The 25,929-nt window shown below is 42.4% G+C and carries 23 protein-coding genes; all 23 read left to right on the top strand.

Annotation, left to right across the window (positions count from 1 at the left end; translation table 11 throughout):
* The first annotated feature begins 850 nt into the window (after positions 1–850).
* The 23 genes from DFO73_RS15950 (at position 851) to sucD (ending at position 25,923) form a co-directional block, all read left to right on the top strand.
* Positions 851–3,232: a hypothetical protein gene (locus DFO73_RS15950; RefSeq protein WP_110065723.1), complete on the top strand. Its 2,382-nt coding sequence runs from the start codon at positions 851–853 to the stop codon at positions 3,230–3,232.
* Positions 3,229–4,164 (top strand): ABC transporter ATP-binding protein, encoded by a 936-nt coding sequence (locus tag DFO73_RS15945; protein WP_110065722.1) that lies wholly within the window; start codon positions 3,229–3,231, stop codon positions 4,162–4,164. The genes DFO73_RS15950 and DFO73_RS15945 overlap by 4 nt, the downstream gene beginning before the upstream one ends.
* Positions 4,161–5,009, top strand: a complete 849-nt coding sequence (locus tag DFO73_RS15940) for an ABC transporter permease (protein ID WP_110065721.1) — start codon at positions 4,161–4,163, stop codon at positions 5,007–5,009. Before DFO73_RS15945 ends, DFO73_RS15940 begins: the two co-directional genes overlap by 4 nt.
* A gap of 80 nt (positions 5,010–5,089) precedes the next feature.
* Positions 5,090–6,679, top strand: coding sequence for a hypothetical protein (locus DFO73_RS15935; RefSeq protein WP_258309510.1), 1,590 nt, complete (start codon positions 5,090–5,092; stop codon positions 6,677–6,679).
* A 5-nt stretch (positions 6,680–6,684) separates the two neighbouring features.
* Positions 6,685–7,689: an AAA family ATPase gene (locus DFO73_RS15930; protein WP_110065719.1), complete on the top strand. Its 1,005-nt coding sequence runs from the start codon at positions 6,685–6,687 to the stop codon at positions 7,687–7,689.
* Positions 7,689–8,555, top strand: coding sequence for a DUF58 domain-containing protein (locus tag DFO73_RS15925; protein ID WP_110065718.1), 867 nt, complete (start codon positions 7,689–7,691; stop codon positions 8,553–8,555). Before DFO73_RS15930 ends, DFO73_RS15925 begins: the two co-directional genes overlap by 1 nt.
* Positions 8,556–8,562: 7 nt before the next feature.
* Positions 8,563–10,335, top strand: a complete 1,773-nt coding sequence (locus DFO73_RS15920; protein WP_110065717.1) for a vWA domain-containing protein — start codon at positions 8,563–8,565, stop codon at positions 10,333–10,335.
* Positions 10,319–13,102 (top strand): VWA domain-containing protein, encoded by a 2,784-nt coding sequence (locus tag DFO73_RS15915; RefSeq protein WP_110065716.1) that lies wholly within the window; start codon positions 10,319–10,321, stop codon positions 13,100–13,102. Before DFO73_RS15920 ends, DFO73_RS15915 begins: the two co-directional genes overlap by 17 nt.
* 272 nt (positions 13,103–13,374) lie before the next feature.
* A complete protein-coding gene (locus DFO73_RS15910; RefSeq protein ID WP_110065715.1) occupies positions 13,375–13,707 on the top strand; it encodes a putative DNA-binding protein in 333 nt (110 codons plus the stop codon).
* 12 nt (positions 13,708–13,719) lie between these two features.
* Positions 13,720–15,072, top strand: coding sequence for a signal recognition particle protein (ffh, locus tag DFO73_RS15905; protein WP_110065714.1), 1,353 nt, complete (start codon positions 13,720–13,722; stop codon positions 15,070–15,072).
* 355 nt (positions 15,073–15,427) lie between these two features.
* The gene (rpsP, locus tag DFO73_RS15900; RefSeq protein WP_026585563.1) at positions 15,428–15,700 is read left to right on the top strand and encodes a 30S ribosomal protein S16; all 273 of its coding nucleotides are present in this window, start codon (positions 15,428–15,430) and stop codon (positions 15,698–15,700) included.
* Positions 15,701–15,711: 11 nt separating this feature from the next.
* Positions 15,712–15,942, top strand: coding sequence for a KH domain-containing protein (locus DFO73_RS15895; RefSeq protein ID WP_009330783.1), 231 nt, complete (start codon positions 15,712–15,714; stop codon positions 15,940–15,942).
* Positions 15,943–16,361: 419 nt separating this feature from the next.
* Positions 16,362–16,748, top strand: a complete 387-nt coding sequence (locus DFO73_RS15890) for a YlqD family protein (RefSeq protein ID WP_110065713.1) — start codon at positions 16,362–16,364, stop codon at positions 16,746–16,748.
* A gap of 14 nt (positions 16,749–16,762) precedes the next feature.
* Positions 16,763–17,284 carry a ribosome maturation factor RimM gene (rimM, locus tag DFO73_RS15885; RefSeq protein ID WP_110065712.1) on the top strand — a complete coding sequence of 174 codons (522 nt, stop codon included), beginning with the start codon at positions 16,763–16,765 and terminating at the stop codon, positions 17,282–17,284.
* A complete protein-coding gene (gene trmD / locus DFO73_RS15880; protein ID WP_110065809.1) occupies positions 17,284–18,021 on the top strand; it encodes a tRNA (guanosine(37)-N1)-methyltransferase TrmD in 738 nt (245 codons plus the stop codon). Before rimM ends, trmD begins: the two co-directional genes overlap by 1 nt.
* Positions 18,022–18,157: 136 nt before the next feature.
* Complete coding sequence (gene rplS, locus DFO73_RS15875; RefSeq protein ID WP_009330779.1) at positions 18,158–18,502, top strand: 50S ribosomal protein L19; 345 nt, start codon at positions 18,158–18,160, stop codon at positions 18,500–18,502.
* 339 nt (positions 18,503–18,841) lie between these two features.
* The gene (gene lepB, locus DFO73_RS15870; protein WP_110065711.1) at positions 18,842–19,393 is read left to right on the top strand and encodes a signal peptidase I; all 552 of its coding nucleotides are present in this window, start codon (positions 18,842–18,844) and stop codon (positions 19,391–19,393) included.
* A gap of 69 nt (positions 19,394–19,462) precedes the next feature.
* Positions 19,463–20,335, top strand: coding sequence for a ribosome biogenesis GTPase YlqF (ylqF, locus tag DFO73_RS15865; RefSeq protein ID WP_110065710.1), 873 nt, complete (start codon positions 19,463–19,465; stop codon positions 20,333–20,335).
* Between the two features lie 86 nt (positions 20,336–20,421).
* On the top strand, positions 20,422–21,201 hold the full coding sequence (locus tag DFO73_RS15860) for a ribonuclease HII (protein ID WP_110065709.1): 780 nt from the start codon (positions 20,422–20,424) through the stop codon (positions 21,199–21,201).
* A gap of 11 nt (positions 21,202–21,212) precedes the next feature.
* The gene (locus DFO73_RS15855; protein ID WP_110065708.1) at positions 21,213–23,105 is read left to right on the top strand and encodes a hypothetical protein; all 1,893 of its coding nucleotides are present in this window, start codon (positions 21,213–21,215) and stop codon (positions 23,103–23,105) included.
* On the top strand, positions 23,102–23,398 hold the full coding sequence (locus DFO73_RS15850; RefSeq protein ID WP_110065707.1) for an EscU/YscU/HrcU family type III secretion system export apparatus switch protein: 297 nt from the start codon (positions 23,102–23,104) through the stop codon (positions 23,396–23,398). Before DFO73_RS15855 ends, DFO73_RS15850 begins: the two co-directional genes overlap by 4 nt.
* Before the next feature lie 325 nt (positions 23,399–23,723).
* Entirely contained in the window at positions 23,724–24,884 is a 1,161-nt protein-coding gene (sucC, locus tag DFO73_RS15845; RefSeq protein WP_110065706.1) for an ADP-forming succinate--CoA ligase subunit beta, read from the top strand.
* A 136-nt stretch (positions 24,885–25,020) separates the two neighbouring features.
* Positions 25,021–25,923: a succinate--CoA ligase subunit alpha gene (sucD, locus tag DFO73_RS15840; RefSeq protein ID WP_110065705.1), complete on the top strand. Its 903-nt coding sequence runs from the start codon at positions 25,021–25,023 to the stop codon at positions 25,921–25,923.
* Positions 25,924–25,929 lie beyond the last annotated feature (6 nt).

Genomic DNA, 25,929 nt, shown 5'->3' with positions numbered 1-25,929 from the left:
TTTTTTATGAGCTGAGGAGCTTGCATTTACGGTGGCTTCAGGGAAGATTTAATTTAAGCTGTTAAAGAAGTTAATAGAGGATAATAGCAACGAACCATCAGATATGGTAGTTAATCTGGTTGAATAACGACGAAAACCAGTGCATCTCTTTGGATATGGTAGTTAATCATGTTGAATAACGACGAAAACCAGTGCATCTCTTTGATATGGTAGTTAATCATGTTGAATAACGACGAAAACCAGTGCATCTCTTTGGATATGGTAGTTAATCATGCTGAATAACGACGAAAACCAGTGCATCTATTTAGATATGGTAGTTAATCATGTTAAATAACGACGAAAACCAGTGCATCTCTTTGGATATGGTAGTTAATCATGTTGAATAACGACGAAAACCAGTGCATCTATTTAGATATGGTAGTTAATCATGTTTAACGACGAAAACTTGTACCTCACCTCAAATATGGTAGTTAATCTTGCAGAATGCTACTGAATCTTAACCCCCTGTTTAATCAAGGGAATTTATTGAGCGTAACTATCAACAAAAATGTCAAAATAGATTGACAATTAATCCTTGTAGTGTAAAATTACACTAAATATAGACAGGTAATTATTAGCAGGTATTCTCTGAGAAAATCTCCATCAAAATCTAATAAAATGGTTAAATTTCTGAATGGCCAGGAACTTTTTGTCAGTTGTCTGCGTCTATATCTATGGAAGCTGTCATTGTACAAAATAGTCATCTATTTTTAATAGCAGCTGATATACGGTTTTAATACGGCCCGAAAAAAGATAACAGAATAAGGGCCAATACAATTGATGTTTATATTTTTAATTGGGGGAGATTGGGTTGTACAGAAGGTTTAAAATAATCATTATGGGTCTTTTATGTTTATTTCTTATGGTTAATCCCTTGGAAACCGCTGGGGCTGCAAACTCAGAGATCAAAATTACGCTTGATGAAGGATTTGGAGGAAAGGTAAAGAGGGGAAAGGGGTTTCCACTAAGGATAAAGCTTGAAAATAAAGGGGAGTCTTTTAGCGGTGACTTATTAATAAGCTATCATCCTTCCTATAATACGGGTGGTGCAGTTTCGGTGGATGTCGAGCTTCCGGCAGGCAGCACGAAAGAATATTTGGTTTCCATACCGGGAATGACGGAGGACCATCCTTCCATTTATCAAAATATTCCTTCACTGACTCTTTATCATGGAGATTGGAAGAACGGGAAAAAAGTTAGTTTCAAAGGCGAAGATACTTTAAAACCAAAGTTTATAGATATGAATTCTAAGGTTGTTGGAGTCTTAAGCGAAAAATATGACCGTTTAAAGGAACTTAGGACGCTGCCTTCCATGTCCATTCAGATGATTGAGCTAAAAAAGGAAGCATTGCCAAATCAGGCTACCGGATTAGAAATGCTTGATTATTTGCTGGTGGATGAATATGAGGTTTCGGAGCTGAATGCGCAGCAGCAAAAAGCAATTAAGGATTGGATTTATAACGGCGGAGTTTTAATTGCTGGGGCAGCACCGGATGCAAGCCAATCTTATGGGGATCTATATTCATTGCTTCCGATGAAATCTGAAAAAGAAACAACCGGTACAGCTGATTTCCTGCAGGGTACTAAAGACTCACAGCCCGATTTTAAAGAGCTGAACTTTTTTACAGGTCCGTTAGAAAAGGGTTCCGCTGTTATTACGAAAAGCGGCGAACTTCCTGTTACCTTAAAGAAGGAATATGGAAGCGGTGCGATTCTGCAAACTGCTTTTTCACTGGGAGATGAGCCCTTATCTTCCTGGAAAGGATACAGTACCTGGTTTGGCGGCTTTTTAAAGGATGCCTCTAGTGCCAGCACAGGATCCAACCCATATGCACAGGATTATCTGGATCAGCTTTATTGGGAGTTTGCAGAAGCAAATGAATTTTTTCCTGCATCCAATTTTTCAGTGGGGCAGTTAATGGGCCTTTTTGCCGGCTATATTATTGTGATAGTGCCGGTTCTTTACTTTGTTTTGCGGAAGCTTGATAAAAGGGAGCATTCCTGGTGGATCATTCCTTCAATTGCCTTTTTAATGGCGGCTGTTGTCTTTGGAATTGGCGCGAAAGACAGGATTTCACAGCCGCAGCTTAACCAAATGGGTATTTTTAAGGTGAATAATCAGCTTTTGACTGGCTATCAGGCTTCGACGCTTTTATCAAATAAAAGCGGTGAGTACACGCTGTCAATGCCCAAAGGCGAATTCAATGCTGTTGTGCATTCAAACAATTCGTCCACCTTCGATCCGCTCAGGGGCGGAATTATGGCTGAAAAAGTTAAAAATAATGAAATCATTTTTCCTGTCGTGGATTATTGGTCTTCCAAAACGATATACGGAAAGGCTCAGACCCAAATAACGGAGAAATTTACAGCTGATCTAACTCTAAAAGACAAGCGGTTAACAGGAACGGTTACAAACGGGTTTGAATACGATTTTGAAGAATTATCTGTCTGGTCAGGCAATGAAGCGATTAAATTGGGGCCGCTAAAGAAAGGTGAAACATTAAAAGTAGATAAGACAACAAAGCAATCCCTCCTGACAAGGCCTTATTCAGGCAGTTTTAATGGAGCATACCCGAGCAATCGAAATAATGATATCAGCCAATTTAAAAAAGAAAGAATGGAATTTGCTTCTTCCACATTTTTGCTTGGAGATGTGACACAGCCAGTCCTTGCAGGGACAACGAAAGATGCTGTTATTGATGTAACCATTGATGGGAAAAAAGAAAAGCAAAACAATACCAATCTTATACTTCAGCCATTTGAGGCTATTAATGAATTTTCTGGTTCATTTACGCTGAAAGATGGAATGATGGCGCAGGACTGGAATGTGATCGAAGGTCAAATTTATGAAAAAGGAATGGGCGGATCGCATACAGAAATTATGTTAGAGGACGGAGAATATGAATATATTTTAAATCTGCCAAAACAGCTGGCAGACAAATCATATAGTCTTGAAGAAATATCAATTAGAATCAATAGCCATGCAGTACAATATTCAGTTAAAAATCATAAAACCGCAGAATGGCTGCCGATAGAGCCCGATCAGCGCAGCTTAAAGCTAACCAGCAAGGACAATCTAAGCCAATTTATTTCGAAAGAAGGCAAACTCATATTAAAGCTCAACAAATCTGCCCAGGGCGATCCTTATGTTCAATTGCCAGCTATTACGATTAAAGGGGAGGTGTCAAAATGATAGAAATTATTGATTTAACGAAAAGATATGGGAAATTCACGGCACTTGATTCATTAAACCTGACAATAGAAAAAGGGAGTGTGTTTGGATTTGTCGGACAGAATGGCGCGGGAAAGTCGACGACATTTTCCATTTTGGCAACCCTTCTGGCCCCTACCTCAGGAACTGCTTATGTTAATGGCTTTAATGTTCAAAAGGAGCCAAAGCTGGTCAGGAAACAAATCGGGTATATGCCGGATTTCTTTGGAGTCTATGATCAGCTCAAGGCAGATGAATACCTGCATTTCTATGGTGCCAGCTATGGCATTCCGTTTGCCGAGAGGGAGAAGCTGATTCCGCAGCTTCTCGACCTCGTCAATCTGTCACATAAAAGGGATTCATATGTTGACCTTTTATCAAGGGGGATGAAGCAGCGCCTCTGTCTGGCGAGGTGCCTTATCCATGACCCGGAAGTATTGATTCTTGATGAACCCGCTTCAGGCCTGGATCCACGTGCAAGGGTGGAGATGAGGGAAATATTAAAGGAGCTGAAGAGTATGGGGAAAACGATTTTAATTTCTTCCCATATTTTGCCTGAGCTTGCCGAGATGTGCGACATTATTGGCATTATTGATCAAGGGAAATTGGTGGCTAAGGGATCAGTTGCTGATATACAGGCTCAGTTAAGAGGGGAGAGGCTAATTATTGTAAAAGTCCATGAAGGGATTGAGGAGGCGATCTCTTTTTTTGAAGATGATCATAATGTCTCCAAATTATCAGCACTGGAAGATGGATTGTCCTTCCAATTTATATATAGAGGCACTGCAGAAGAACAAACAGCAATGCTGAAAAAAGCAGTACTTAATAATCTGGGTATTACCAGCTTTTCCGAAGTGGAGACAGACCTTGAAGATGTCTTTATGGAAATTACAAAGGGGGTTGAGCTGACATGAAGAATTTTGTGGTAAATCCTGTACTGAATAAAGAGTTTAAGCTCCGCTTCCGTAACTTTAAGAGCTATCTTGGCGTTCTCTTTTACCTTTTGGCGCTTGGGCTAATCATTGTCGGCTTTATATTTATAGAATCATTGTCCAATAACATGCAGGGCTATTTTAAACCAGACCAGAGCCGAACGATGTTTATGATTCTTTCAGTTTTGCAGCTTGCTTTGATTCTGTTTATTACACCGGGATTGACTGCCGGAATTATCAGCAGTGAAAGGGAAAGGCAAACATTAAACATCATGCTGACCACTTCCCAAAGCTCTGCAAGCATTGTGCTAAGCAAGCTGATTTCTTCTATTTCGTATTTGCTTCTGCTTATTGCGGCAAGTCTGCCGCTATATAGCTTCGTGTTTTTATTTGGCGGTGTTTCCCCTGGGCAGCTGCTTACGACTATGGGATTTTATCTATTCACAATCCTTGCATTTGGCAGCCTTGGGGTACTGTTTTCAACGCTCATTCGAAAAACTATTGTATCAATGGTTACTACTTATGGAGTTACTTTATTTTTGGCGGGAGGAACTGCTTTTCTGGCTTTAATCTTTATCCAGCTAAACAATGCATACAATTATTCAGCGGTTCAACCGACAAACCCTTTGGCCTATTTTCCGGCGATGCTGAACCCTGTTATTATTTTGATCAGCACGTTTCAACCGGAGATTACGAATGAAATTTCCAGATCAACTGGCATTGAGTTTCCGTTATGGATTTCTTATTTAATCTCGTACACTGTAATTTTCATTGGAGCTTTGCTGCTCAGCATCAGAAAACTCCGCCCCAATATGAGAAAGGGCTAAACGAATAGGAAAGTTCGGGCAATTTCTTTCTCCCTTAGGGGCTGGGATTGCCCGCAATTTTTAATAAGGGAATGAAACCGATGGAAGACCGCATTCAATATCTGAAACTTTTAAAACCGATTAGGCGGCAGATGCTGCTTCAGCTAATTGTTAAGGAATCGCAGGTATTCCTTGTGTTAGCAGCGGCTCTGTCTTTTCTTCTGATTACTGCAGCAAGGTTTATTGCCATTCCTTTTCTTAGTTATTATTTTTGGCCAATCATTCTATTATCCCTGCTCGTTTCCGTTTATCGAATATGGGAACAGAGGCCGGGAATGGCTGAAGCAGCGGCATTATATAACAGGTTTGTAGCGGAAGACAGAGTTATTACATCTTTTTCTTTTTTGCAGGATGAAGGAATTATAGCCAGGCTGCAGCTTGCTGATACCGTAAAACATATGAAAAAAGTGCATGATAAGGTCTTAGGAAGGAAGAAAATCATCCTCTTCCCTAAGCCTCTTTCACTGTTTTTTGCTTTTTTTGCTGCCGCGGTGCTGCTTTATTTGATCCCCAGCGAAAATATAGAATTGGCACACAAGCAGGAGAAGGAAATCAAACTAGTAGAAGAAGCAAAAAAGGAATTGGAGAAAAAAGCCGAGAAGGAAAAGAATCCTGCGGTGAAAAAGGCATTAGAAATGGCAAAAGATAAAATCGCCAAAAAAAAATCAGCTGAAGAAGCTTTAAAGGAATTGGCCAAACAAACGAAAAGTCTCGAATTAAGATTGCTTAAAGAAAAAGAAAAATCATTGGCACTGGAAAATATGAAATCAGACTTGAATAAAAACGGTTTGGATCAATTAAGCCGCATGCTGGCTCAAAAAGATATGGCCGCATTTGAGAAAGAACTGTCAAAGCTGAACGACCAGATGGATGGATTAAGCGAAGAGCAAAAAAAGACATTGAGCGAGCTTACCGGGAGTGAAGAGCCATTATCGGAAGAAGAGCTATCGAAGCTTTTGGAGCAGCTTGAAGAAGCGATGGAATCGGAAGAGCTTTTGAAACAGCTTGCTGCAGCGCAGCAGGCGCTGCAAAATTCAGGATTGTCCCTACAGCAGCAAATGGCTGCAAACGGAATGCCTCCTGGCCAATTGGCATTTGCACCTCCTGGCCAGCCTGGCAGCCAGGGTACAAGCACTAATTCGCAGCAGGGCCAGAAGCAAAACAACTCCGGCCAGCAAAATAACCAAACTGGCAATAATTCAAGCAGCGGAAATGGCAGTGGTACAGGTACAGGCTCAGGTTCCGGAACAGGATCAGGCAGCGGTTCGGGCTCGGGATCCGGAGCGGGATCAGGCAGCGGTTCGGGCTCGGGATCCGGAGCGGGATCAGGCAGCGCCCTTGGCGGCGGGGCAGGCCTGGGCCAGGGTTCAAGAGAGCTGTTAACTATCCCATCTCATATGGAAGGGCAGGAGAATATCGAGAATGATAATGGCACCCTGGGAGAAGGGAATTCAGGACAGCAATTTGAAGGGGATGGGCCTGTCTTGAAAGGAAGCATCAGATCATACAGTGAGGTATTTGGCAGTTATGAAAAAGCTTACAGGCAAAGTACGGATCGGTATAAGCTTCCGGCTGATTTAGAAGAAATAGTTAAGAATTACTTTACGAGTATAGATCCTGACAAGGAGTGACTTCAATGTCTGTTATCGAAGAAAAAGAACAGCAGTTTGCACAAGCGGCTGAAACAATTGTAAAAGTGAAAGAAGAAATTCAATCATTTATTGTCGGCCAGGAAGAAGTTGTTGAACATGTTTTATGGAGTATTTTTGCAGGAGGCCATGTACTCCTGGAAGGTTTGCCTGGACTCGGAAAAACGATGCTGATTAAAACAATTTCAGAGGTGCTTGATCTGAATTTTTCCCGAATACAGTTCACGCCTGACATCATGCCATCCGACATAACCGGTACGATGCTGCTTCAGCCTGACGAGGCAGGGAGGCAAACATTCAGTTTTCATAAAGGGCCGCTATTTGCCAACATTATTTTGGCAGATGAAATCAATAGGGCAACTCCCAAAACACAGAGTGCCCTGCTTGAGGCAATGGGTGAAAAAACCGTAACAATTATGGGTGAAACCAAAAGCATGGAAAAGCCCTTTTTTGTACTGGCAACTCAGAATCCGATTGATATGGAAGGTACTTATCCCCTGCCAGAGGCGCAGACAGACCGTTTTCTTTGCAAAGTCAATGTCCAATATCCAACAAAGGCAGAGTTAAAGGAAATTGCTTTAAGAACAACAGGGCCGCAAAGAGCGCAGCTAAAAAAGGTAGCAGGATTGGACGATGTTATTGCACTGCAAGGGCTGGCCAGGGAAATCCTTGTTTCAGATGAAATACTGGATTATGCGGTTTGGATGATTACTGCAACCCATCCTGATTCGGAAGAGGCTCCTGAAATGGTGAAAAATTTTGTCCAGTATGGAAGCGGGCCGCGCGGGCTGCAAAGCTTAATTAATATGGCAAAGGCAAGGGCTATGTGTTCAGGAAGATTTCATGTTTCCGTTGGCGACATTAAGCATGTTGCAAATCCTGTTTTAAGGCATCGTCTAATTTTGAACTTTGAAGGTGAAGCATCAAGTGTTACCGCTGATTCAATCATTAAGGAACTGCTTAGGGAAGCCGTTCGGGGAGCAAATGGCTGATGAACAATCAACAGGCTTTGCTTGGAAGGCTGCAAAAAAGAAAGGTAGTTGTAAAAACAAGAAAAAGGGGATTTCATGCAGGCTCACGGCAGTCCAATAAATTTGGATCTTCCATGGAATTCTCCGATTTTAGGGCCTATCAGCCTGGTGATGATATTCGCCAAATTGACTGGAATGTTTTCGGGAGAACCCAAAAGCATTACATCAAACGGTTTTTGGATGAACAGGAACTTTCCATTGCCGTTTATCTTGATGGAACCTCTTCAATGACAAAAATCCATTCGAAGTGGGAGTATGCAAAAGGGCTGGCTGCTGCATTGAGTTTTATGGTGCTTGCTGGTGAAGACCGGCTTTTATTTGCAGCAGTATCTTCTGAAGGGATACAGCCAGTAAAGAGAAAGGGTTCTATATACAGCAGACGGACTTTCTTGGAAATTCAAAAACACGAAGGCGGCCCAATGGCCAAAAACTTTCTAGGCTGCTTGAAAGATTCTTTATTGAAACAGCAGCAGCTTGCTATTTTAGTAACTGATGGATTTGAGCCGATTAAAGAATGGGAAATACTCTTTAAGAAATTAAAAGGGTTGAAACAGGAGTTTTGGTTTTTCCAAGTGCTGGCTAATGAAGAGCTTGCCCCTTCCTATTCGGGAGATATGAAGCTAATAGATAGTGAAACAGGGACCGAAGTAAATGTCAGTTTGAATTCTTCTATTTTATCTGACTATGAAAAACGGCTGAAGGAACATAATAAGCAGCTAGAGGCCATATGCAAACGGTATGGCGGCCAGTATATCTTCGCCCCTGAAGTCAGGGACCTGCAGACGATTCTTTTCCGGGATCTTCCTGCAAAGGGAATGGTAAGGTGACGAAAACATGCAATTTTTAAATCCTATCTATTTTATTTTAACTATTTTCATAGCGGCCGTTGTTTTATTTTATTTTTTTCGCAAGCAGTACATGGAAAGGACAGTCTCATCCAACATGCTTTGGGAGCAGGTGTTAAACGAATGGCAGGCCTCTCCGTGGCTGAAAAAGCTGCAGCAAAATCTTTTGTTCTGGCTGCAAATATTGGCCCTGCTGTTATTATTGCTTGCCCTTGTACGTCCGTTCTGGCTGGAAAGTGCCATAAAGGGTGAGCACCTAATCCTTATCGCGGATTCTTCTGCCTCCATGTCAGCCGAAATGGATGACTCTACCCGATTTGAAATGGCGAAACAAGAAATGCTGGGTTTGGCAGACAAGCTAAATGGCCAGGTAGTAACTTTGATTAAAGCAGGTGAGAAAAGCGAGATTCTTTTGAGCAGGGAAGATGATTCAGAAGAAATCCGCAGAAAAATCAACAGCCTGGAGCTTTCTTATGAGCATGAAAATATGGATAAATCACTCGTATTGGCAAATTCTTTATCCTCAGGGAAAGACACGGCTATCCATATTTTTTCCGACGCAGTTACACAGGACAAAATAAAAGAAAAAATGGATGGCCAATACACTGTTGTACATAACTTTGGAGTGGATGAAGGAAATGTTTCGCTGCAGTCCTTTGGCACTGCAGCAGTAGCTGGTGAAATTTCAGCTGTTGCAGTGATAGAAAACCAATCTTCAAGAAATATAGAAACTGGCTTTAAGTTGCAAAATGAAGAAGAAGTTTTATTCGAACAAAAAATATCATTAAAAGCAAATGAGCAAATTACCGTTCAGGTCCCTTCACTGCCTGAAAAACCTTATTATGAGGCATCTATCTCGATTGAGGATGGCTACAGCGCTGATAATTTTGCTGCTTCCATTTATACGGATTCAAAGCCAAAGATCTACACAATGGGAACGGTAAACCCGTTTGCTGTAAAAGGCTTTCAAACCATCGGAGCAGAATTATTGCAGACAGATTCAGGCAACATTAGCGGATTGGATATTAAAGGAGTAGTTCTTGCCGAAGGTAGCACCCTAATGGAACTTCCACAGCAGCCGCTTATATTTTTTAACAGCAGCAAAGAAAAAGTAAAGCTAGTTGAAGGGATTACTGAAGAAGACGATGCTCTCCTTCAATTTGTTAATTTTGATAAAGTGTTTATCCATTCTGCATCTGCAGCCTTGGATGGAGAATGGGAATCTGTGCTGAAAAGCGGCAGCATCCCATTAATACAAAAGGGTATGCTGAGGGGTCAGCCAATTATTATTTTGAATTTTGACCTGGCTGATACGGACTGGCCGCTGCAGCCGGGCTTTCCGATTTTCTTCTATAACGCTTATCAATGGTTATCCCAGCAGACAGATTTCCTTGGTTATTTCAGCGCTGGTGAGGAGCGATGGGTTAATATAGGCGAGGGTTCGGATCGCTGGGAGATTTTTAATCATAAAGATGAGAATTTGTACTCCCTGGATTTAAGCAAGGAAAACTTCAAAGCGCCTGCCGTTCCTGGAACCTATCAGGCTGTTTCGGAAAATCAAATCTATTATTTTTCCGTGCTTCTCGATGAACGGGAAAAAAATACAAGAGCTGAAGAGTCCTATACATTGAATGAAAAATCATCGGAAAAAGACAGTACGACCCATAAGCCAAATGAAAAGCTCTGGTTCTGGCTGGCGTTAACTGCTCTTATTTTAATTGCTTTGGAATGGGAGGTATATCGCCGTGGGCATAGAGGTTAAATATCCCTTCCTGTTTTTGTTGTTTATTCCTGCTGTACTTTTGATTTTTTTGTATTTATGGAAACACCGGACTAAGGGGAATGAAAACTATTGGATTGCCGGCCTGAGGATGGTGGTTTTTTCTCTATTAATTTTTGCACTGACCGTTCCTCAGATTCTGCTGCCGGTAAATGGAGAGACCGTCATTTTTCTTGCCGACCGTTCAGCGAGTATTGGTGAAACCGAGGAAGCGCTTGCCTGGATAGAAAATAGTGTCAGCCATAAGAAAAGCGAAGATCAGTATGCGGTTGCTGCATTTGGCGAACATGTGGCCCTCGAGCAGAATCTGGGAAGGAATCGGGAGGCTGTTGCCCAATTTAACGGGAAAGTGGATGATTCCCAAACCAACCTGGAGGCAGGCTTGCAGTTCGCGGCATCATTGATGCCAAGAGATTCAGCTGGAAGAATCGTACTTCTGTCAGATGGCAATGAAACTTCCGGCAACAGCCTGGAAGCAGCTTCCATTTTAAAAAATCGGCAAATTGAAATTGATCATGTTTTGTTAAAAACAACCTCGGGTGAAGATGTATCTATTTCAGAACTATCTGTTCCTCCTTCACTCTATTTGGGAGAAGAGGCTCCCATTACGATTGAAGTGACGAGCAATACCAGTAAAAAAGCTGATATTCGCCTTTCTGTTAATCATAAAGAGGTTTTCAAGCAAACGGTTCAAGTAAATGAAGGAAAGAACGTTTATACGTTTACCCATAAAGCAGATAAAGCCGGACTAACGGTATATAAGGCAGAAATAGCTGCTGAGCAGGATACTTTTACAGAAAATAATACATTGCACTCGGTTGTAAATGTAAAAGGAACGCCGAAGGTACTGATTGTGCAGGGAACGGAATCGGGGAATATTGAGGAGCTTCTGGAGGGTTCAGGCCTTATGGCAGATACAGTTCAGCCTGAAAAGCTTCCGACAGTTATGTCAGGGTATTTGCAATATCAGTCCATTATCTTTAACAATGTTCCTGCTACCGTTATCTCGGAAAATCAGATGAATTTAATGGAAAAAGCAGTGAAAGAATTTGGTACCGGTTTTATCATGATGGGCGGTGATGAAAGCTTCGGATTAGGAGGCTATTTTAAAACACCAATCGAAAGATTGCTGCCGGTGGAAATGGATATCAAGGGCAAGAAAGAAATGCCTTCATTGGGGCTTGTACTTGTAATGGACCGGTCTGGAAGTATGGCCGGAAGCAAAATCGAACTGGCCAAGGAGGCTGCTGCCCGCTCAGTGGAGCTGCTCCGTGAAGAAGACACGCTTGGTGTCATCGCATTCGATGACCGGCCATGGGAAATCCTTGAGACAGAGCCGCTGAAGGATAAAAAGAAGGCAATTGATAAGATCAGATCCATTACACCAGGCGGAGGAACTGAAATCTTTGCCTCCCTTGAACAAGCATTCTCAGAGCTGGAAGATTTGAAGCTGCAGAGAAAGCATATTATTTTGCTCACAGATGGGCAGTCTTCAACTAATAATGACTATGACTTACTGATAGAGAGCGGAAAAGAGAAAAATATTACCCTTTCAACAGTTGCTCTGGGACAGGATGCTGACCGAAGCCTTCTTGAAGATCTCGCAGCAATGGGATCTGGTCGATTTTACGATGTTACCGATTCATCTGTCATTCCGAGCATATTGTCGCGAGAAACCGTGATGGCAACAAGAACCTATATAGAGGATAACCCCTTCTATCCGAGTGTTCAGCCATATCCAGAGTGGTCAGCACTTTTTGAAAAGGGTGTTCCCAAAATGAATGCCTATATTGCTTCAACGGCAAAGCCGCGCTCGGAGGTTCCGGTATTGAGCGAAAAAGAAGACCCTGTCCTTGCTGAATGGCAGTATGGTATGGGCCGGACCATTGCCTTTACATCCGACTTCTCAGGAAAATGGTCAGGGGATTGGGCGCGCTGGGAAAAATGGCCTTTATTTATTAATCAGCTTGTTACAAAAACCTTGCCGCAGTATGAAAGTGAACCATACAGGATTTCCGTTGAAAAAAGGGACGGAAGTACAGTGCTAAACCTTGAGTCTGCAAATAGCCAGTCACTCCCAATCGAGACCTCCATTGTTTCGGAAACTGGCGAGCAGATTGAAGCGAATACAAGGCTAACCGCCCCGGCTAAATATGAAGCGACCCTGCCCGAAAGCTCTGGGATGTATTTTTTAAACATTAAACAGGCAGATCAAAATGGAAATGTCCAAATTCATCAGACTGGCTTTACCATCCCGTACTCAGTTGAATATCTGCAAAAGGGAGCCAATAAAGAACATCTGGAGGAACTTTCCAAACTGACAGGGGGCAAAGGACTTGAGGCTGAAATAGACAGCTTTCGCCCGCTAAAGAACCCCGCCAGTACAAAACAGCCGATCAGCGAATGGCTGATCCTGGCGGCATTCCTGATCTTTTTTACCGAAATAGCGCTTAGGCGATTTGGTTTGATAGGGCTTGTTGGAGGAATTTTGAAGAAAAACAGAAAGAAAGCGGTTAAAGAAAAGCGTGAAAAAACAGAAAAGTTTGCAAAGCTGCAACCTGCCAGGGAAAAGATAGCTAAAGCAGATGAAGCTCCGGTTCTGAAGGAGCACCTTTCAAATGAAAAACCGATAGTGAAAGCAGAAAGAAAAAAGCAAAAGCCTTCAAGACAGCCGGAAATGCTCACACCAAAAGAACGGGAAGAGAGAATGAAAAGGCTGCTGGACGCGAAAAACAGAAAAAATAAGTAAAAGCGGAGCAATTGCTCTGCTTTTGTTTGTCAGCAATCAAAATTTTGTTGCGAATGGTTTATGCGGCCGCGAAAGTAAGCTGTTATTCTCGAAAAACTGGATATATCAACGGAATTTTCGATATATCAACGAGATTTTAATATTTCAGTGAATATCAACGAAACGCAAAAGCGAGTCATGGCCCATCATGTAAAGATATTTTCTTGACATGCCATGCACTTCTATGTAAACTAACTTTGTAAAGGCTTTTCACTTAACAAGGGGGAATAGGGATGCTCGAAAAGACAACGAGGATGAATTACCTCTATGATTTTTATCAATCGTTGTTAACTCCTAAGCAGAGAAGCTATATGTCCCTGTACTACCTGGATGATTTTTCGCTTGGAGAGATTGCCGAGGAATATGAAGTTAGCCGGCAAGCGGTTTACGACAACATTAAACGTACAGAAGCAATGCTTGAAGAGTATGAAGAAAAGCTGTTATTATTTCATAAATTTCAAGAGCGCAGCAAGCTGATTGCAAACATGAAAGAGATGCTTAAGGAAGGTTCCCCTTCCGCCGAAGCACTAAATGAAGCAGTAGCAGAGCTTGAGAAATTAGATTAGGAGGCGGCATATATGGCATTTGAAGGATTAGCCGACCGACTGCAAAATACAATCCAGAAGATCCGCGGAAAAGGCAAAATCAATGAAGCGGATGTAAAAGAAATGATGCGTGAAGTCCGTCTCGCTCTTTTGGAAGCGGATGTTAACTTCAAAGTCGTCAAAGAGTTTGTCAAAAAAGTAAGCGAACGCGCTGTCGGGCAGGAAGTACTAAAGAGCCTGACGCCGGGCCAGCAGGTCATTAAGGTTGTTAAAGAGGAATTAACGGAACTGATGGGCGGAGAACAGAGCAAAATTGCTGTTTCGAATCGTCCGCCGACTGTCATTATGATGGTCGGCCTTCAGGGTGCCGGTAAAACGACAACAACCGGAAAGCTTGCAAACCTGCTTCGTAAAAAGTACAACCGCAATCCGATGCTGGTAGCCGCGGATATTTACCGCCCTGCTGCCATTAAGCAGCTTGAAACACTTGGCAAACAGCTGAATATGCCGGTCTTTTCCCTTGGCGATCAGGTCAGCCCTGTTGAAATTGCAAAACAGGCCATCGCAAAGGCTAAGGAAGAACATAATGATTATGTTCTGATCGATACAGCGGGAAGATTGCATGTGGACGAGGCTCTAATGGATGAGCTTAAGCAAATCAAAGAGCTTTCTAACCCGGATGAAATATTCCTTGTTGTAGATGCCATGACAGGTCAAGATGCGGTGAATGTTGCGCAAAGCTTTAATGAACTGCTCGGACTGACAGGAGTTGTACTGACAAAGCTGGACGGCGATACTCGAGGCGGAGCGGCTCTATCCATCAGATCCGTGACGAACACGCCAATTAAATTCGTCGGTCTTGGCGAGAAACTGGATGCGCTTGAAGCGTTTCATCCAGAACGGATGGCGTCCCGTATTTTAGGCATGGGAGACGTCTTATCCCTAATTGAAAAAGCGCAGGCCAATGTGGATGAAGAAAAGGCGAAAGAGCTTGAGCAAAAAATGCGAACTGCTTCCTTCACATTTGATGATTTTTTGGATCAGCTTGGACAGGTCCGCAATATGGGGCCTCTTGACGAGCTTCTGAAAATGATGCCTGGTGCCAACAAAATTAAAGGCTTGAATAATATTCAAATCGATGAGAAGCAAATTACTCACGTTGAAGCGATTATTAAAGCGATGACAAAGGAAGAGAAAACTCATCCGGAAATTATCAACTCAAGCCGCCGCAAAAGGATTGCAAAAGGAAGCGGAAGAACCGTTCCTGAAGTAAACCGTCTGCTGAAGCAATTTGAAGATATGAAGAAGATGATGAAGCAGATGACTGGCATGCAGCAAAAGGGAAAGAAAAAGGGCGGATTCAAGCTTCCTTTTAATCCTTTTTAGTAATGTCTAGCTCCAGCGCCTACCCCCTCGAGGTCACAAGCTTGTCTTGTTGCGGCTCCTAGGGACTCGGGGTCATAAGCCGTTTCCTTTCAGAAGGAAGAACGCCTTCTTACAGGAACCGTCTTATGCCTGTCGTCCCTGGGCAGTCGCCTCCACATTTCGGGCAATCCTCCCAAAAAGGCAAAAAACGCCTTTCCGGGAGGCTCGTCTTGTGCTTGTCGGGGGTGGGCAAGGCGCTTGCGCTTTTCTAGACAGCAAGCTTTTCATAACATGTAAAGAAAAAAACCTTTACAAACTAATTAACAATCTGATATTATACTATCTTGTGTGAAACTATTCGGAGGTGCTTTTTAAAATGGCAGTAAAAATTCGTTTAAAGCGTATGGGAGCTCACAAAAATCCCTTCTATCGTATCGTTGTAGCTGATTCTCGTTCTCCTCGTGACGGACGTTTCATTGAAACAGTAGGAACTTACAATCCGGTTGCTCAACCAGCGATCGTTGATATCAATGAAGAGTTGGCTCTTAAATGGCTACAGACTGGTGCTAAGCCATCTGATACAGTACGCAACCTTTTCTCTAAGCAAGGCATTATGGAGAAATTCCATAACGCTAAAAACGGTAAGTAATTCATTATAAGATGAAAGAGCTTATCGAAACGATAGTTAAGCCCCTTGTTGATTTTCCGGAAGATGTTCAAGTGAATGTCCAAGAAGAGGATCAGCGCGTAACCTATCAGCTTTCTGTCAACAAGAATGACATGGGGAAAGTAATTGGGAAGCAAGGGCGCGTTGCGAAAGCAATACGGACCGTTGTTTATGCAGCAGGTTCATCAGAACAAAAGAAGATCTTTTTAGAGATCATCGAATAACACTGAAAGTTCCGGCCGCCAGCGGCCAGAGCTGGATGGCACTAAGAAAGGAGGGGTTTCCCCTCCTTTTTTTACAATTTAAAAGGCTAAGTTAAAGAGTCTTGTTAATCTTGATACCCTGCTGATTGGAGCGGAAGGTACGAGATCCCCGAAAATACATCCTAATTTTCTTCGTGCGGTGTTAATTCGAAGATGCTTATTCAAAGTCCTGCGGGAAGAGCGAGTCAAAGGCAGACCACACAGGTGCAAGGTGCCCGGAGGCCCCCGGACCGCCCTCCGCTGAGCACCTGGAGCGGAAATCAACAGGTAAGGTTAACAGAGAGAATTTAAAAATATAAACACATCGCCAACTAAGAATCGACATGATTGTCAAGGAGGCCGGGTTCGTTTCCGGCTAATGCGTTTGGGAGGCGCTGTAGATGAAAATTATTCAATCAGTAACAGTCAAACAGGTGTTAACAGAGAATAGCAAGAAAGAACTGCTCGAGGGATATGCTGCCAAAAAACAGCAGCTGCAGAAAGAAAGCGACCAGCTCCGGTTTGAGTTGAAAAAGCAGGAAAAAACGAAAAAAATTCACCCGGCCAGTTTAATGAAGCATTTTGAAAAAGAAATTCAAATGAGGCAGGAAAAAGTTAAACTCCTCGATTTTCAAATAGAACAATTACATATGCTACCACTAGGGAGCGAATTGAAGGAAAAAGAAATCCAGGCGATTATCGAGGTTGAAGAGGGTTTTCGCTGGGAAGACATAGAAAAAGGGAAAACAATTATCATTAAAGATGGTATTGTTGATGAAATCCGCTAGAGGTGATAGTTAATATGCAGAAATGGTTTAATGTAGGGAAAATCGTAAACACCCATGGCATTAAAGGAGAAGCGAGAGTAATATCCAAAACAGACTTTGCGGACGAAAGATATAAGCCGGGAAGCAAGCTATATTTATTTATGCCGGACTCAAAAGCTGAACCGGTTGAACTGACGGTGAAATCCCATCGGACTCATAAGTCATTTGATTTGCTTATCTTTGAAGGGTACGAAAATATTAACCAGATTGAAAAAATGAAGGGCGGCATATTGAAAGTATCTGAAGATCAGCTGGGCGCTCTCGAGGAAGATGAATTTTACTATCATGAAATAATAGGCTGTATAGTAGAAACACTTGAAGGCGAAGAAGTTGGCAAAATAAAAGAAATCCTTTCGCCAGGAGCCAATGATGTGTGGGTAATCAAAGGAAAAGGCGGCAAAGAGATTCTGATTCCATATATTGAAGATGTTGTCAAAGAAGTAAATGTGAATGAGAAGCGTATAGTAATCAACCCGATTGAAGGGCTGCTTTCATGATGAAAATTGATGTTCTCACTCTTTTTCCGGAAATGTTTGATGGGGTTTTGGGACATTCCATTTTAAAAAAAGCGGCTGAAAATGAAGCAGTAGAATATAATGTCGTCAATTTCAGGGACTATGCGGACAACAAGCATAAAACGGTGGATGATTATCCCTATGGCGGGGGAGCAGGAATGGTATTAAAGCCGCAGCCAATTTTTGATGCTGTAGACGATCTCCGCGGCCATGGAGAAACAGCCCCAAGGGTTATCTTGCTTTGCCCCCAGGGTGAGCGGTATACCCAGCGGAAAGCTGAAGAGCTGGCCGAGCTGGAACACCTTATTTTTGTCTGCGGACATTATGAAGGCTACGACGAAAGAATTCGGGAACATGTTGTAACCGATGAGATTTCGATTGGGGATTTTGTTCTTACTGGCGGCGAACTGGGGGCAATGGTTGTAATAGACAGCGTTGTTCGTTTGCTTCCAGGTGTTCTGGGCAACGAAGAATCACATATGAAAGACTCGTTCAGCACCGGATTCCTTGAGCACCCCCATTACACCAGGCCTGCTGAATTCCGGGGGATTAAGGTGCCGGATGTTTTAATGTCAGGGAATCATCGGCTTATCGAAGAATGGAGGGCGAAGGAATCACTAAGAAGAACCTATTTAAGGCGCCCCGATTTGCTTGAGGAAGCCGATTTAACAAAAGATCAGAAAAAATGGCTTGAAGAAATAAAAAAAGAAGGCAAATAACGTTGAAGTTGCCGTCCAGGTATGGTATGATACTTTTTGTGACTTAGGCTGAACTTGTTCAGTTTGCGTCTGATAAAGATGTTCCGCTGCAAACAAAAGGTTGTGCAAGAGCGTCTGTTGAGAGGAGTTGAAAACGATGCAAAAATTAATCGAAGAAATCACAAAAGAACAACTTCGTACAGACCTTCCTTCTTTCCGTCCTGGTGATACTGTACGTGTACACGTAAGTATTGTTGAGGGAACACGTGAGCGTGTCCAGGTATACGAAGGTGTTGTGATTAAGCGTCGTGGTGGTGGAATCAGCGAAACTTTCACAGTTCGTAAGATTTCTTACGGTGTAGGCGTTGAGCGTACATTCCCTGTACACACACCAAAGATTGCGAAGCTTGAAGTTATCCGTCGCGGTAAAGTACGCCGTGCGAAACTTTACTACTTGCGTAACCTACGCGGTAAAAAAGCTCGTATCAAAGAAATTCGCTAATAAGAGAAAAAAGAAGGAGCTTGATTATCAAGCTCCTTTTTCTTTCATTAACTTTTGAACTTCGTCTAAAGGTTTTCGCTTCTGATGACAAAGAACGTCATCACTTAACTTAAGCTTGCTGCCATAGTCGGGCGCCTTGCGCTTTTCTTATTTGGCTAATAATATTACATAAATGTTAAATAATATATAAATGAGATTCCCATCGTGTTTATTGAGACAAATTTTTGTAAAATAAAAAATAGAAAACACTTCCTGCAATAATTTGAGATGCAGAGCGTTTCCCTGAAGGACAGACGGCCTTTTAGGATAATTTTTGACTGAAGAATGGTGGGGAATTGAATGGCAAAAAAGAAAAATGAGTTGTGGGAATGGACAAAGGCACTTGTGATCGCAGTCCTGTTAGCGGCAGTTATTAGATATTTTTTATTTGCGCCGATTGTGGTCGACGGTTTGTCCATGATGCCTACTTTGCATGACCAGGACAGAATGATTGTGAACAAATTCAGCTATAAAATCGGAGAGCCTGAGCGCTTTGATATTATCGTTTTTCATGCGCCTGAAAACAAGGATTACATTAAAAGGGTGATCGGGCTTCCTGGAGATAAGATCGAATACAAAGATGATACGCTTTTTGTAAACGGCAAAGCGTATGAAGAGCCTTATCTGGATGAGTATAAAAAACAGGTTATAGACGGTCCGTTAACAGAACCGTTTACGCTTAAAGAAAAAATAGGGCAGGAAACAGTGCCGGAAGGGCATTTGTTTGTAATGGGCGATAACCGCCGTTTCAGCAAGGACAGCCGCCATATTGGACCTGTTCCGCTGGAAGAGGTATTAGGTGATGCCGGCATTATTTACTGGCCTATAGAAGATATTCGGATTGTTAATTAAAGAAGTAGTTCAAAAAGTCCGGAGTTGTCCTCCTTTTTGAACACTTACTTGAAGAAGGAGGTGCCAGCCATGACCATCCAATGGTTTCCCGGCCATATGGCGAAAGCCCGCAGACAGGTAACAGAAAAACTAAAGCTGGTAGATATCATCTTTGAACTTGTCGATGCTAGAATTCCGTATTCTTCTCGAAATCCGATGATTGACGAAATAATTCAGCATAAGCCGCGGCTTGTTTTGCTGAATAAAGCGGATATGGCTGATAAAGAAGCTACTAAACAGTGGATAAAATATTTTAAAGAAAAAGGCATTAGAGCCATAGCCATAAATTCGCAGGCAGGGCAGGGAATGAAGGAAATCGTATCTGCATCACAGGATATACTGCAAGAAAAGTTTGACCGCATGAAAGCAAAGGGTGTTAAACCGAGAGCGATACGTGCGATGATCGTTGGAATTCCGAATGCCGGCAAATCAACTCTGATCAACCGTCTTGCCAAAAAGAATATCGCCAAGACAGGAAACACTCCCGGCGTTACCAAAGCCCAGCAGTGGATAAAAGTAGGCAAGGAACTGGAATTGCTGGATACACCAGGAATTCTCTGGCCAAAATTTGAAGACCAGGAAGTTGGGCTTAAGCTTGCCCTGACAGGGGCAATCAAAGATACTATCTTGAATCTCCAGGATATTGCAGTGTATGCTCTGCGCTTCCTCGAAAAAAGGTATCCGGAAAGGATGAAAGAGCGGTATCAGCTTGAAGAAATTCCGGAAGATATCGTAGAGCTGTTTGATAAAATTGGAAAGCTCCGCGGATGTCTGATGGGCGGCGGAGAAATTGATTATGATAAAGTAACTGAATTGGTTATAAGAGAATTCCGTTCAGAGAAACTGGGGCCAATCACTTTGGAGCTTCCTCGGGAAATGGCTGAGAAAAGTGAAGCCGAATAAGCTATAATGAGGCCTTCTAAAATTGAAGGCCTTTATTTTTTTGAAGAAATGCCGATACATACATTAAAGGGACAAAGGTGAAAGAAATGGCAAGGTTAACGATTCGCCAGATTGAGGAGAAACTCAATTCTATCGACATACAGGATGATCCATTTATTCTTTCTATACAAAACGATGACAGAAAAGGTGTGCAGCAGCTTTTGAATAAATGGCATTCCAGGCAGCTGCTGCAGAAAAAGGCTTATGAGAAGCATATCGAGATGATACAATATGAAAACAAATATAGGTCTCAAGGTTTTCGATTTATTGCTGGTATTGATGAAGTAGGCAGAGGGCCGCTTGCGGGGCCGGTCGTTGCCGCAGCAGTCATTTTGCCGGAATCTTTTTTTCTGCCCGGCCTTGATGATTCAAAAAAAATCTCTGAACAAAAAAGAAATGAATTTTATGAAGAAATTCAGGCTAAGGCCGTAGCGATTAGCATTGGCATCATTGAACCGGAGGAAATCGACCGCATCAATATTTATGAGGCGACAAAAAAAGCGATGCTGTCAGCGATAGAAGGGTTGAATCCTAAGCCCGACTTTCTCTTGGTAGACGCAGTTAAGCTGGTAACGCCTTACCCGTTGGATGCGATTATTAAGGGGGATGGCAAGAGCATATCCATTGCCGCAGCATCCATAATAGCTAAGGTTACCAGGGACCGTATGATGGCTGAAATCGCAACAACCTGCCCGCAATATGGGTTTGGGCAAAATATGGGTTATGGGACAAAGGAACACCTTGAAGCCATTAAAATACATGGTATAACTCCGCATCACCGAAAAAGCTTCGCTCCGGTTAAAGATTATGTTACAGAAAACAAATAGAAGGTGAAGACATGAAGCCGTCTGAAATGATCAAGACATTGATAAGGCAAGACCAGGGCTATTCGGGAAAATCAGTCTCCTTTAGGCCTGGCCAAATTGTTAGCGGAAAAATAGTTAAGCTATTTCCTAATCAGACGGCAGAGGTCCAAATAGGACCACATAAAGCAATTGCGCAGCTTGAAACACCATTATCAGCCAATAGCCGATACTGGTTTAAAGTACAGCCTGGTGAGGGGATGATACACCTTAAAGTGATCGAATCAGCAGGCCAAGCCGGTATGGCTTCTCCGGCTGTAAGCCTTCTTGCACAGCTGGGACTGCCGGCATCGAAAGAAAATAAATTGCTTGTCCAATATTTCCTAAAGGAACAGCTGCCTATTACCGGTGAAACGCTGCAGCTGGCGTCCGATTGGCTTAAGGAAGGTGAATCGTTTGAAGACGGACTTCGTATATTGAAAGAGTTAATCGTCAGGCAATTGCCTTTTACAAAGGATGTTTTTTTAGCCTTATCTTCAGTTAATAATGGTGATTCAGTTTCAATTCTAATGAAAAAACTCCTGCAGCAGTTAAATCAAAGCGAATTAACGGCAAGAGGCCAAAAAATTAGCATCCTATTAAATGATTTTACACAGACTGCAAGAGAAAAATCTGGTGCGCTTGCAGCAGCAAGGCTGTCTGCCGAATGGTTAAGTACAAAAAACCAGGCGAACTCACTTGCAGCTTTTAACATCCTGAAGGCTCTGGAACTAGTAAAAGGAGGGACGAATGAGGAAACGGCATTAATGCAGGCGATAGATAGTTGGAGCCAAAGAAACCACATCCCGGGGCAGCTTGCAATTATGGAGTATATAAAGGAACTGCTTCAAACAAACCAATCCGGAAAGAGACAAGAGTTTATTTTAAATCTGGCAAAACTGAGCAGTGTTATTGGCAATTTTCAGGTATCAAGGGGACAATCACAAGCTTTAAGCGAGGTTCAAAGAATTTTAAGTAATATTCGAACTAACCAAATTACATTTCCGGTGGAAGACAAAATAATCGTGCCTTTGATAAAGGAAGCTATGCTTTTAAATATGAAAGATAGTGCCAGCAATTCAGGAAACCGTTTCTTATCCATATTCGGCGAATCTGAATTGAAAATAGCATCAGTTAAGATGGGCAGTTTTCTGGCAGGAGAGAATAATTCCCTGGCGGCAATGCTTCAACCGCAAGACAGAACTATACTGGCAGATTTGAAAAATAGCATCCAAGCTGAAAGTATTTTCAAGGTTGATCAGCAAAGTATTAAAGCCCAATTAAAAAACCTGATTCAGGCATTGGGTCTATCCCATGAACATGATATGGTTCATTTTTTAAAACAACCGGATGATGGGGCAGCTCCAAAGTGGGAATCGCTTAAACCGCTTCTTATAGGCCTTTTAAGCGAAGAAGTGCCGTTTTCAGCAAAGGATGCAGCAGAAAGGATTCTGCATAAAATAACAGGCTTCCAGGCCCTCTCGCAGGAATTTGGGCCGAGGCAGCACATTGTTTTTCAGCTGCCTGTTCCATTATGGGGGAAAGTATCTGATTTGACGATGCAGTGGAGCGGCAGAAAAACAGAAAACGGAGACATTGACCCCAGCCATTGCCGGGTGCTTTTTTATTTAAATCTGGAGCATTTAAATGAAACCATCGTTGACCTTCATGTCCAAAACAGAATTATAAATATATCTGTAATTAACGAGCATGAGGGAATGAAAGCACTTGCTGCTCCACTAACTGTTAAATTAAAAGAAAGCCTGGCTGAGCTGAATTATAAGCTTTCATCAGTTACTTATCAAAAGCCGGAGACAGCTGGAAATTCCTTGAAAGAGAGGGAACTTGTAAAGGCAAACCAATTTACCGGAGTGGATTTGAGAGTATGAAAAAAGAGAATAATAGAAAAAGAAAAGAAGCGGTTGCTCTAACGTATGATCCACATGGGCAGGCTCCGCCAAGAGTATCGGCAAAGGGGAGGGGCTTGGTTGCTGAAAACATTCTCGATAAAGCAAAGGAACACAACGTTCCGGTCCAGGAAGACCCATCTTTGGTTGAGCTTCTTGGAAAACTTGATATAAATGCAGGGATACCCGAAGAACTCTTTCAGGCGGTTGCTGAAGTCTTTGCTTTTATCTATAGGGCGGATCAAGATGCAGGCAATAAGCTTGGGAGAAAATAATTTATACTGCTAAACCAATATTTGTGATCCGGATTAAAAGAATAGGAGAAATGACAGCGTTTACATATAGGGGCAAGCATGAAGAAATATAAAAAACTAGCCAAAGTAGAGACTGCCGAAAAGGCAGTTTTCTTTATTTTAATAAAATAATTTATTTGTTGGTAATGTCAAAAATCACTGTGAATAAAGGGGTTTCCCTGCTATTTAATATTTTAAATTTTTAAAGAAATATAATATTTTAGAGTTAATGGTAGACAAGGGTAGTGTCATTTTATAAAATGAAAGCGCAGTCTATTTTTTGAAGAGTTAGATAGGAGGATGGGAAATGAATATACATGAGTATCAAGGTAAAGAAGTCCTCAGACAATACGGGGTATCAGTTCCGAACGGAAAAGTGGCTTTTACAGTTGAGGAAGCTGTTGAAGCTGCCAAGGAACTAGGCACTGAGGTTTGTGTTGTTAAAGCGCAAATCCATGCTGGAGGACGAGGAAAAGCTGGCGGTGTAAAAGTTGCCAAAAACCTCGAAGAAGTACGTACATATGCAAGTGAGATCTTAGGAAAAACACTTGTAACACACCAGACTGGTCCGGAAGGAAAAGAGGTAAAACGCTTACTTATTGAAGAAGGCTGTGACATTAAAAAGGAATACTATATTGGTTTAGTATTGGACCGTGCAACGTCCCGCGTTGTTTTAATGGCTTCTGAAGAGGGCGGAACAGAAATTGAAGAAGTGGCAGAAAAAACGCCTGAAAAAATCTTCAAGGAAGAAATCGATCCAGTTCTTGGTTTGACAGCATTCCAGGCACGCCGAATTGCTTTCAATATCAATATTCCAACTGAGCTTGTCGGACAAGCTGTAAAATTCATGATGGGTTTATACAAAGCTTACATCGACAAGGATTGCTCCATTGCTGAAATCAATCCGCTCGTTGTAACAGGAGACGGAAAGGTAATGGCATTGGATGCGAAGTTAAACTTTGACTCAAATGCTCTTTACCGTCAAAAAGACATCCTGGCTCTTCGTGACCTGGAAGAGGAAGATGCAAAGGAAATCGAAGCTTCAAAATACGATCTAAGCTACATTTCCCTTGACGGAAACATCGGGTGCATGGTTAATGGTGCAGGTTTGGCGATGGCTACAATGGATATCGTTAAGCATTACGGCGGAGATCCAGCCAACTTCCTTGACGTTGGGGGCGGAGCTACAGCTGAGAAAGTTACAGAAGCATTCAAAATCATCCTTTCTGACAAAAACGTAAAAGGTATTTTTGTTAATATCTTTGGCGGAATCATGAAGTGTGACGTCATCGCTACTGGAGTAGTAGAAGCAGCGAAGCAAGTAGGCTTAAGTGTGCCTTTAGTAGTACGATTGGAAGGCACGAATGTTGAATTGGGCAAGAAAATCCTTGCTGAATCCGATATTGATATCATTGCAGCTGAATCAATGGCTGACGGCGCGCAAAAAATCGTTTCATTAGTAGGTTAAAACTAAAAAATGAGCGGCCGTTCAGGTGCGGCAGCATTAGGCCAGCCTGAAGCAGGTTTTAATATCCTGCAGCTTGTTTGGCTTAAGTCCTGGCGACCCGGAAGGGCATCTCTGGAAACCAGAAAGGAGAATTAACGTGAGCGTATTTATTAATAAAGATACTAAAGTTATAGTTCAAGGGATTACAGGTTCAACTGCCCTTTTCCATACAAAGCAAATGCTTGAATACGGCACTCAAATTGTCGGCGGTGTTACTCCAGGAAAAGGCGGCACAGAAGTAGAAGGTGTTCCCGTTTTCAATACTGTGGAGGAAGCAGTTAAAGCGACAGGTGCGAATGCTTCTGTAATCTACGTTCCAGCTCCGTTTGCTGCGGATGCGATTCTTGAAGCGGTTGATGCTGAACTTGATCTGGCAATCTGTATTACAGAGCATATTCCTGTATTGGATATGGTCAAAGTTAAGCGTTACATGGAAGGCAAGAAAACTCGCCTTGTGGGACCGAACTGCCCAGGCGTTATCACTCCTGATGAGTGCAAAATCGGTATCATGCCTGGGTATATCCATACAAAAGGCCATGTAGGGGTTGTATCCCGTTCAGGAACACTGACATATGAAGCAGTCCACCAATTATCACAGGCTGGAATCGGCCAATCTACAGCTGTTGGAATCGGGGGAGACCCGGTTAACGGAACTAACTTCATCGATGTATTGTCTGCATTCAATGAAGACCCTGAAACTTACGCTGTAATCATGATTGGAGAAATCGGCGGAACTGCAGAAGAAGAAGCTGCTGAGTGGGTTAAAGCAAACATGACTAAACCTGTTGTAGGCTTTATTGGCGGACGCACTGCACCTCCAGGAAAACGTATGGGCCATGCTGGCGCTATCATTTCCGGAGGCAAAGGAACTGCAGATGAAAAGATCCGTGTAATGAACGAGTGCGGAATTCAAGTAGCAGATACTCCATCCGTTATGGGTGAAACTTTAATAAAGGTATTAAAAGAAAAAGGCCTTTATGATAAGTGTAAAACTCATTAATCTCAA

Source organism: Cytobacillus oceanisediminis (genome assembly GCF_003182355.1).
Taxonomy (GTDB): Bacteria; Bacillota; Bacilli; order Bacillales; family Cytobacillaceae; genus Cytobacillus; species Cytobacillus oceanisediminis_A.
The sequence above is the reverse complement of the archived record's forward strand: the minus strand, read 5'-3'. Positions and strand labels throughout refer to the sequence as shown.